10 protein-coding genes are annotated in these 8,838 nt (G+C 51.9%); 5 read left to right on the plus strand and 5 right to left on the minus strand.

Annotated features, from left to right (window positions below):
• Nucleotides 1-95 precede the first annotated feature (95 nt).
• On the plus strand, nt 96-503 hold the full coding sequence (locus tag KYE_RS11845; RefSeq protein ID WP_139043671.1) for a hypothetical protein: 408 nt from the start codon (nt 96-98) through the stop codon (nt 501-503).
• A 140-nt stretch (nt 504-643) separates the two neighbouring features.
• Here the strand turns inward: KYE_RS11845 and KYE_RS11850 are convergent, their stop codons facing one another.
• From KYE_RS11850 to KYE_RS11870, 5 genes are read right to left on the minus strand one after another with little or no spacing between them, the layout of a single operon-like run.
• The gene (locus tag KYE_RS11850; protein WP_008173605.1) at nt 644-1,054 is read right to left on the minus strand and encodes a hypothetical protein; all 411 of its coding nucleotides are present in this window, start codon (nt 1,052-1,054) and stop codon (nt 644-646) included.
• Nucleotides 1,055-1,059: 5 nt separating this feature from the next.
• The gene (locus KYE_RS11855; protein ID WP_008173607.1) at nt 1,060-1,353 is read right to left on the minus strand and encodes a hypothetical protein; all 294 of its coding nucleotides are present in this window, start codon (nt 1,351-1,353) and stop codon (nt 1,060-1,062) included.
• A gap of 43 nt (nt 1,354-1,396) precedes the next feature.
• A complete protein-coding gene (locus tag KYE_RS11860; RefSeq protein WP_008173609.1) occupies nt 1,397-3,250 on the minus strand; it encodes a hypothetical protein in 1,854 nt (617 codons plus the stop codon).
• Nucleotides 3,247-4,770 carry a site-specific integrase gene (locus KYE_RS11865; RefSeq protein WP_008173611.1) on the minus strand — a complete coding sequence of 508 codons (1,524 nt, stop codon included), beginning with the start codon at nt 4,768-4,770 and terminating at the stop codon, nt 3,247-3,249. Before KYE_RS11865 ends, KYE_RS11860 begins: the two co-directional genes overlap by 4 nt.
• Entirely contained in the window at nt 4,767-5,585 is an 819-nt protein-coding gene (locus tag KYE_RS11870; RefSeq protein ID WP_008173613.1) for a tyrosine-type recombinase/integrase, read from the minus strand. Before KYE_RS11870 ends, KYE_RS11865 begins: the two co-directional genes overlap by 4 nt.
• Nucleotides 5,586-5,646: 61 nt before the next feature.
• Here KYE_RS11870 and tnpA point away from each other — a divergent pair, with 61 nt between their 5' ends.
• The 4 genes from tnpA to KYE_RS11890 all read left to right on the plus strand — a co-directional run.
• Nucleotides 5,647-6,012 carry an IS66-like element accessory protein TnpA gene (tnpA, locus tag KYE_RS11875; protein ID WP_008173615.1) on the plus strand — a complete coding sequence of 122 codons (366 nt, stop codon included), beginning with the start codon at nt 5,647-5,649 and terminating at the stop codon, nt 6,010-6,012.
• Nucleotides 6,009-6,344, plus strand: coding sequence for an IS66 family insertion sequence element accessory protein TnpB (gene tnpB / locus KYE_RS11880; protein WP_008173617.1), 336 nt, complete (start codon nt 6,009-6,011; stop codon nt 6,342-6,344). The genes tnpA and tnpB overlap by 4 nt, the downstream gene beginning before the upstream one ends.
• 75 nt (nt 6,345-6,419) lie before the next feature.
• Nucleotides 6,420-7,976 (plus strand): IS66 family transposase, encoded by a 1,557-nt coding sequence (gene tnpC / locus KYE_RS11885; protein ID WP_008173619.1) that lies wholly within the window; start codon nt 6,420-6,422, stop codon nt 7,974-7,976.
• A 528-nt stretch (nt 7,977-8,504) separates the two neighbouring features.
• A partial coding sequence (locus tag KYE_RS11890; protein ID WP_008173622.1) for an HDOD domain-containing protein occupies nt 8,505-8,838 on the plus strand: 334 nt, incomplete at its 3' end.

Genomic DNA, 8,838 nt, shown 5'->3' on the forward strand with positions numbered 1-8,838 from the left:
AATTGTGCCTGAATGCCGGAAACTGGCTAAATAATCGCCAACTTCGACCATGACCACTCGGATCTGGCACTACCAGGCTTGGTCTGCGAAGGTTGTTGGAGCACTATGAGAAATCCGGGCTAGAGGAACGTTCACGCGCAGAAGGGATATATCGAAGTAAACAGAATAGACTGAAGTGGCTGGCCCAGAAACAGGCTAAGGAGGATTTAGCATGTCGTCATCAGGCCCTGGAGGCGAGGGGAAAAGCCATACAAGCTAAAGCTGACAATTTTGAAAGCTTGGCGAAAAGAGAAGAAATGAAGGCCAGCCTGCTTCGCCGCATGGAGAAAGGCAAACTTGGCAGGGAAAAGCTTATTTGGGTTATAAACAACTCGACTCAGCTCGGATTCAATGAAACAGAAAAAGCAGACTTTGAGGCTGCTCTCAATCTAGAGAATCAAAAAGCAGTCTACAAATGTTCGAACTGCGGAAATTGGCCTCACTCCTGCCGATGCGTCCGGTGAATGCAAGCGGGCAAAAGCCGTGCGGACTATATGCCTTCATATTAACCGCTTGAAACATGATTCTGGTCCAGCGCTGATGCGCTGCTCATTCGATAACGCTGCTATCAACTCTAGAGGATGGTTACAACGGATTGATAAAGCTAGCTACGGTCTGAAGCAAGGTCCGTCTGCGGCAACGGCCGATCAAGCATCGCCTCCGTAACGCCGCGCAGAGCCGCGTTGTACTGCCACCTTATGAAACGCTCAAGCAATCGCTCGTTTTCGAGCTTCAAGCGCTCATTCTCGTGAGCAAGCCGGTTAAGCCTCTGATGGGCTAAGTCCAGGCTATTCGGTCGAAAATAATATTCCCCACGGTTCGATTTTAGGGCCTTCTTTCGTAAATTAAATGCGTCTTTGATTCGATCTTTACGAGATAAAGCTTGTCGGGTTGTTGTAATACCAAGTTTCGCTTTACATTCGCTAACAAGATTCTCCCAGGTCAGGTCATACTCGAAACTATCGATTAAGCCGACTATCCTTTCAACATCATTTGGTTTTAAATGTTTTGCCACTATTGCTACCTACCCAATAACCTTCTCAACGATTCCAACTCATCAGAGTCTCCCACTTGGTTTGGCAGTTGCCGCGATGTATCCTGGGATTGCTCGGCCATAATCCTCTTGATTGGGCTGAACCCCACATCTGTGCCCATACGGATGACTGCCCCATCCTCGATGGCTGGATCCTCTAAAATTTCAATGAGCTGATTAGCACGCTCCAATTTCCCGCTGTAAAACTGTACCCAGCGGTCAGCGCCGAAGTAACCACTCTCGGCACCCTCTAGCGCATTGCTCAGCTGCGTCTCATGCATCTTTTTCAGCTCCTTGATGCGCTTAAGCTTTTCATCGTCTCCCTTAATACAGCGGTGTTCCTGACACGATAAGCAGTCCCGGTGCCTTTTGACACGGCTCAATGGAAAAATCGTGCACGCAGGCCCCGTAAAGCGTTACGTGAGCAATTCTGTCGCCGTCAGCCTCAAGCTCAGCCAAGGTAATAGGCATATTCTTCGTTGATTTCAGCACCAAATCAGATTTGTCACTTTTGCCGAGACCAATTTCACGCATACGGTCTACGTACTCATCGTCGCTCATATGATTGTATGCAGCGTTATCCGACAGATTTGCTCGACCTGACCAACGTGCAATTTCAAGTTCGCCAGCCTGCCCTCGGTGTGCAAGAGTATTTAGATAATGACGAAATTGGTGTGATGTGACCCGGTAATACTCACCTTGATAGTTCCATCTCTCAAAGATCGATTCCTTCTTCAACTTAGCGCGGGCGTCTGAGATCCCAATTTCGTTATTGAGCCAGTTCTTAGTAAAGTTCTGTAGAGCCCACGGCTTAACCGAATCAAACTGAGTGTTGAGCTGGTTGTAGAAGAAACACAGAAGCGCATCAGAATGCTTGGTGATTGCATCGGGGGTTGTGTAGGGAAAATGATCAGGGAGGTATAGTTTGCGAATTACTACATTCAACTTTCGCAAGGTAAGTTTGGGGGTGTCCGGCAGCGTTTCCTTGCTACGGTTTCTAAGCGGCATACCCTCCAACGCCTCACGTAGAATACGCACCACTTCAGAATACGAAGTATCTTGAGCAACACGATTCTGGGCTGTCGTCAGGCGCGTGGTCAACCAGGTTCTTACCGCAGACCTTTTTCTACTAGGCGTCTCTTTAATATCCAGAAGTACGAGCGCATCGCAAATCTGCTCCGGAGATAGCAAAGTATCCTGGCCCACCAAAGGAAGGCGCTCATGAGGTGGAAAATCATTTGGGTGATCCTCCATAAATTTAGCTAATTTTCGAGGTTTTTCGGTAATTGCCAGTAATCGTGTAATTGCTTCCTCTGCCACATCTGCGATGGCTTGTGGTATCACCTTCTTCATAAAGCCACCACCTTTCTTCGCATGAAATCGGAGCATCAATTCATCTTTTTGATCCGTACGGTTCCATTCTTTGATGATGCAATCAGATGGCAATTCCAACAGTTCAGAGATGCGTGATGGGGCGCTGACCAGTATGCCAACCATCGACGTTGCGACAATGTCGCGATGAACCTCGGGCTTCAAGGCAAAAATTTCGGCGAGCGCATCCAATGCCCGTTCGTCAGGCAATTTCGCAGCAGCCTCGGCTTTTTTATTCCGATGCCCGTTTGATACATCGGTCTTGCGACGAATCGGATTTTTCCAAACTAAAGGCTGCTCTACCATCTGCTTCGATGTCAGAAAATTCGCCAATCGCTCTAGCTGCCCACCCACTTGGTAACAAGGACCGGGATAGAGCTCTTTGGCCAGCAGCGCAGCGTGGCTTAAAACATTCTCATCTACCTGTGAAATAACCGCACGACCTTTCAGATCAAGAAGCGACTTTTCGAGCACCCTTAGCGCTTGTATTTCTTGGGGATTCTTTTTTGGCTGTCGTGCAAGACTGTAACGAATATAAGCCTTTGCAAAGTCCCGCAGTTCGACGTCCAGAAAGTATTCGTCGCGAGCTTGGCTTGGATGAACTTTCGAAGAAGGAATGCCAGCCTTCAGAAACGTGCAAAGGCCGCATTGGCCAGTCTTCCAGGGCGACCAATTGTTTGCCTGCCAATCCAAAGGCTGCTCTGGTCGATCAAATGCCGTGAGGCTTTTCGCATAGTCGATAAAGGCCTGAACCTGTCTATCAGCATTACGCCCTGTTTCGGACTTGAACTCCAGAACAAAACTCATGCTTGAGCCCCCTTCAGGTCCGAACATTGTTGAATAACATCCGCCACTGCGAGAATCGAGCGATCCGATTGTGCCGCAATCGTTTTATCGCCTGTCACATCGAGGATACGCTGTCGCTCTTCTAACAGGGCATCCATCACCTCGTGATGAGGGGCATCGACCCAGGGCTGAAAACGATTACAGGTATAGCACCCGACGGGGGCATTGACGCCACAAAACCCGTACGAACCGCAATTGCCGACCGTTTTGGAGCCATCGACTGTGCGAATTCGACTGGCCGGATCATTACCACGCACTGCTTCTCCTTCATCACGAATCAATGTGCCAGCAAACGCTTGGGCTAGCGGCGCTAACATAGAACCAACGGCTTTATTGATCAGCTCAGCAAACTCCGGCTGAGACTCCACATACGCTCCAACGTGCTGCAAATCCGCATGACCAAGCTTCGCCGCAATTACAGCGGCACCATAACCTTCCCTTGCCATGTCTGTACCCATCGTAGAACGGAAACGTTTCGGCGTGAGATGAATTGTTTCACCAGTCCGTTCACTCCTCGCCTGGATTTCCCGCTCAACCCGCGTACATGCGTCCGATAGCGAGGTAGATGGCAGATAATGATCAATCGTTAACTCGGCTTGAGTGGAGACGGGGCTCCTTCGGAACTCTCCGTAATTTGGGAACACCGGAAGATCTAGAGACTCAGCCCCCTCTCCCATTTCGTCGTAAACACGCTGTCTATGAAGCCTCATAGCAATGTGCACATCCTCGGGGATTTCATGCTCTGTAAACCGCCCTCTAAAAGGCACACCGCGCCCCTTCGCTTCGGGTACATTCACGTAAAACTTGTTGTTTCTCCGATAAAAATCAGAAAAACGCAGAGCAGCAAGCTGAACAGGCCGCTGGGCAGTGGTGAGCAGCAGATAAACGGAGAAGTAGTCCGTGAGATCAATAGTTCCTGCTGACAATGCATTGTTCATGCAATCAAAGATTGCCTGAGATTCCAATGGACTATATGGCCCTATGTGCGGGTCACTGTTGCGTATAGCGGTGAATTTGGAGTTACTCTCAAGTCTCATGTCGGCTATGGACGCCAGAAATTCCTTGCTGACTCCCCAATACCCAATATTATGCCAGTAGCGGAAAAACCCTCGAATTGTTGACAATCTCCATTCGTGGCTTTTCCTAGTACCGGCACGGATCGATAGAAAGCCGGCCTCACTTAACATGTCCTCATTGGGAAAACTCTTGTGCACGAACCAGAGTGCCTGACATACATTACTAACGGTGGAACCGGAGCGACCCTTTGCATAATGTGCTAGAGCGATTCTAAAGTACGGTCGCTTTTCAATGGGAAAGATTTCAGAGATTGAATCCATCTGTATATGAAGCTTCGAATTGTTGGTCAGCCTCCAAATCGGATCAATTGGGCGATACCTATAATCGTTGATATTAACGAACTCTGTCTCAAGCAGAGCTCGAAGTTCATCAACTTCTATTTGTGAATGAAACGCGAGTGTCATTTACCTTCTCCCGACGGCTGATTATCCAGAAATGTGTTGAGAACCCTTCTTCGCTCGTCGGATGAGAATTTTTCATTGCGGTTGCTGGTCGCTTCTTCAACTTTTTCTTGAGTGTATCTCTTGTTGTATCGGGCCTGCTGAGTCCCGGTAGGGCTCCAACCCATAATCTGGGAGCGTATTTGCTGATCGGCTTTTTGGCGCTCCTCGGGCGGCCTCCCTTTATATTTCTCGTCTATGGTTAGCGTAATCTCATAGTTGGCATGGTGTCGCAGCCTATGGGGATGAATGCCGGATAACGCGGGGACGGTTGCTTGAAGGCAACGGAATACATAATTGATCGAATCCATAGCGAGCGGATGACCAAGCGTTGCCCCTTGATGGGAAACGAATAAAATATCGTGTTTACGAGCGGCCCTGTTGCAGCGTCGCTCGTTCAATACGTAAGCTTCAATATGTCCGCTGAGTTCTTCAGAAATCGGAAGACCACGCTCTCTCGTCTTAACGTTTGGCTGACGTGTACGCGGATCGGATTTAGAGTTTTGACGTCGCCGAATTTTAAGGGTATGGGTTCGAAAATTGACATCACTAACCCTAATGTTCCCGAGCTCCCCTCTCCTGATACCTGTTTCATACAACACGAGAAACATGATGGCATTACGTACACGAACCGCCTCTAATCTCGGCCATGGGTTGTTAGGCGAATCAACTCTCAGCGCATCCCAGACTGCTGCCAGCTCTTCTTCAGTAAGTGCCTTGTCTTCAAATTCATTCAGATGCGTTTTGGTTTTGGCTCTGTAACCGTCTGGTGATCCCATCTTGATCCTGGCGCTGCTGCCGTCAGGATAGTGTCCACTTATTTTCTAGTGGACACTTAACATGAACAACGTAAGCGCAACCAAGCCCTATCAGAAGCGTCGCCGCTTTTCTCCTGAGTTTAAAGCCGACATCGTTGCTGAGTGCCTAGAACCCGGAGCTTCTGTTTCCCGGATTTCTTTGGAGAATGGGCTCAACACCAACATGGTTCGGCGCTGGATTAATGAAGCGCGACGAGCGCCGAAAAGATCGGGATTTGTGTCGGTCGCTCTCCCAGCGGCAACCTCTGCACCGAGCAACCAATCAGTTCCAGACAAGCGTAGCACCATCCGCATCAAGATTCCCCGCGCCGGTGGCTCGGTCGTGGTGGAGTGGCCTGCGGAGCAGGCGCACCAGTGTGCTGCGCTGTTACGGGACCTGCTGGGATGATCCGCATTGACGAGATCTGGCTGGCTACCGAACCGCTGGATATGCGGGCCGGGCCCGACAAGGCCCTGGCCCGGGTTATTCAGGTGTTCGGTTCTGCCAGGCCCCATTGCGCCTACCTGTTCGCCAACAAACGGGGCAACCGGATGAAGGTTCTGATCCACGATGGCCTGGGCATCTGGCTGTGTGCCCGCCGGCTGAACCGCGGCAAGTTCCATTGGGGCGAAGCCTGGCGCGGTGACCAACTGCGCCTGACCGAGGAACAGTTATTCGCCCTGGTTGAGGGCCTGCCCTGGCAGCGCCTAGGGGCCGGCGGCGTCATCTCCATCCTGTAACCACAAGTGCAGTAATTTCGCCATAGCCAGAACTGCGAATCGCTTGCAGCACAAGGGCTTGGCATACTATGGGACATGACTCAGCGCCCCGATATCAACCATCTCTCTGCCGATCAGCTCCGTGCCCTGGCGACGGAACTGATGGACTCTCTGGATGCCAAGGATCAAACCTTGGGCCGGAAGGAGCGGGAGCTGGTACGCAGCAATGCCATCATCGAGAAGCTGACCCACGAAGTAGCCATCCTCAAGCGTCACAAGTACGCCCGTCGTAGTGAACAACTCGATGCGGTTCAGGGGAAACTGCTGGACGAACTGATCGACAGCGACCTGGCCGCCATCGAAGCCGAGCTGGACCAGGCGATGACCGAGGAGCAGAAAGCCGCTCGGCCAAAGCAGCAGCCCAAGCGCACCCCGCTGCCACCGGAACTGCCCCGCACCCTGATCCACCACGAGCCTGAAAATACCCAGTGCCGTTGTGGCTGCCAGCTCAAGCGCATCGGTGAAGACATCAGTGAAAAGCTGGATTATGTCCCGGGTGAGTTTACGGTGGAGCGCCACATCCGGGGAAAGTGGGCCTGCAAAGAATGCGAGACCTTGATCCAGGCACCGGTTCCAGCGCAGGTGATCGACAAGGGCATCCCCACCGCCGGTCTGCTGGCCCAGGTGCTGGTGGCCAAGTACGCCGACCATCTGCCGCTGTACCGCCAGGAACGCATCTTCGGCCGTGCCGGATTAGAAATCCCGCGCTCCACCCTGGCCGAATGGGTGGGTGCCTGCGGTGTGCAGTTGCAGCCCCTGGTGGATGCACTGAGAAATGCCCTGTTGGAGCACAGCGTTCTGCATGCCGATGAAACGCCGGTCAGCATGCTGGCTCCGGGCAAGAAAAAGACTCACAAAGCCTACGTCTGGGCCTACTGCACCACGCCGTTCTCGGATCTCAAAGCCACTGTTTATGACTTCGCGCCCAGCCGTGCGGGCGAATACGCCCGGAACTTCCTGGGTGACTGGCAGGGCAAGCTGGTCTGTGACGACTACGCTGGCTACAAAGCCGGGTTCGGTAATGGCATCACCGAAATCGGTTGTATGGCCCACGCCCGGCGCAAGTTCTACGACCTGCACGAAGCCAACAAGAGCGAGTTGGCAGCCAAGGCCCTGGAATACATCGGCGGGCTTTACGAGATCGAGCGAGAATCCAAAGACCTGCCGCCGGATAAGCGACGGGAAATCCGGCAAACCAGAGCCAAACCACTGGCTGACGCACTGCATCAGTGGATGCTGGCGCATCGCCAGAAGGTGCCAGATGGCTCCGGCACGGCCAAAGCGTTGGATTACAGCCTCAAACGTTGGGCAGCGCTGACGCGCTACCTGGACGATGGCGCTGTGCCCATCGACAACAACTGGGTGGAAAACCAGATCCGACCCTGGGCGCTGGGTCGTTCCAACTGGCTGTTCGCGGGATCACTGCGCAGTGGTCAACGGGCAGCTGCGGTCATGACGCTGATCCAGTCCGCGAAGCTGAACGGGCACGATCCCTATGCCTATCTAAAGGATGTTCTGACTCGGCTGCCGACGCAGAAAAACAACGCCATCAACGAGCTATTGCCCCACAACTGGAAGCCTTGCATACCCTGATAAGTCGCAATGGCCGGCCCCTTATGTTGGATTGTTTGATTCCTCTCTAAAGGCTCTATCATGCGGAATTGGCCGTTTTTGATTGAGCGTAATTTCGGATAATCCCACAAGACAAACCACGGTCTAACTCACCCTCCAGATCAAGTAGAAGACAATAAAGAGTGAACGCTGTCTCATATTCTTGACAAAACATTAAACTGTTTATAAAACTCTCTCTTAGATTAATTGTAACTAACTGTTAAGTGTTAGTTTTTCAGCAGTGCCATTGCACTTCGTTGATGCTCATAACAGCGAAGCGAGAGGGCGTCTCGAGAGTGTTAAAAACTGTCAGGGACACTCCAGCGTCAGGATCTGTCCGATCGTCATGCTTCCTGAAGACAGTCTTTTTTATCGTAGTAAAAGGGGAAATGGGTGCGACGCACTCTTCAATGGGTTAGGGAATTCTTCGGAACCTCGACGACAAAATCGCAGCTCGCGACTACCTCCCAACCGGGCCATGCCGATAAGGAGACGAGCGATCCAGTTTTCTTGGCCGTAGACGAGGTCTCGGGAAGTCTGCAAGAAGGCTTGCTCTCCTGGCTCTTGAACGTGGAGCCACACCAACTGGAGAAAACCGACGAGCGCACAAGCGCCATTGTCGCCCAACTGGAAAGCAGAATAAGCTCTGGCAAACTGGAAGAGTTGCCACGTCAGCCGCTGATTCTCCCCAAGCTGTTGCACGCCCTGTCCAAGGAGAACTCGGACAGACGGGAGCTGGTTAGCATTATCTTGAAGGACCCTGCACTGACCAACCGGGTTCTTCAGGTCGCGAACAGCCCCTTCTTCCGATCCGGAGATCAACATATTGAGTCGGTAGACCAGG

The organism is Marinobacter manganoxydans MnI7-9 (assembly GCF_000235625.1).
Lineage (GTDB): Bacteria > Pseudomonadota > Gammaproteobacteria > Pseudomonadales > Oleiphilaceae > Marinobacter > Marinobacter manganoxydans.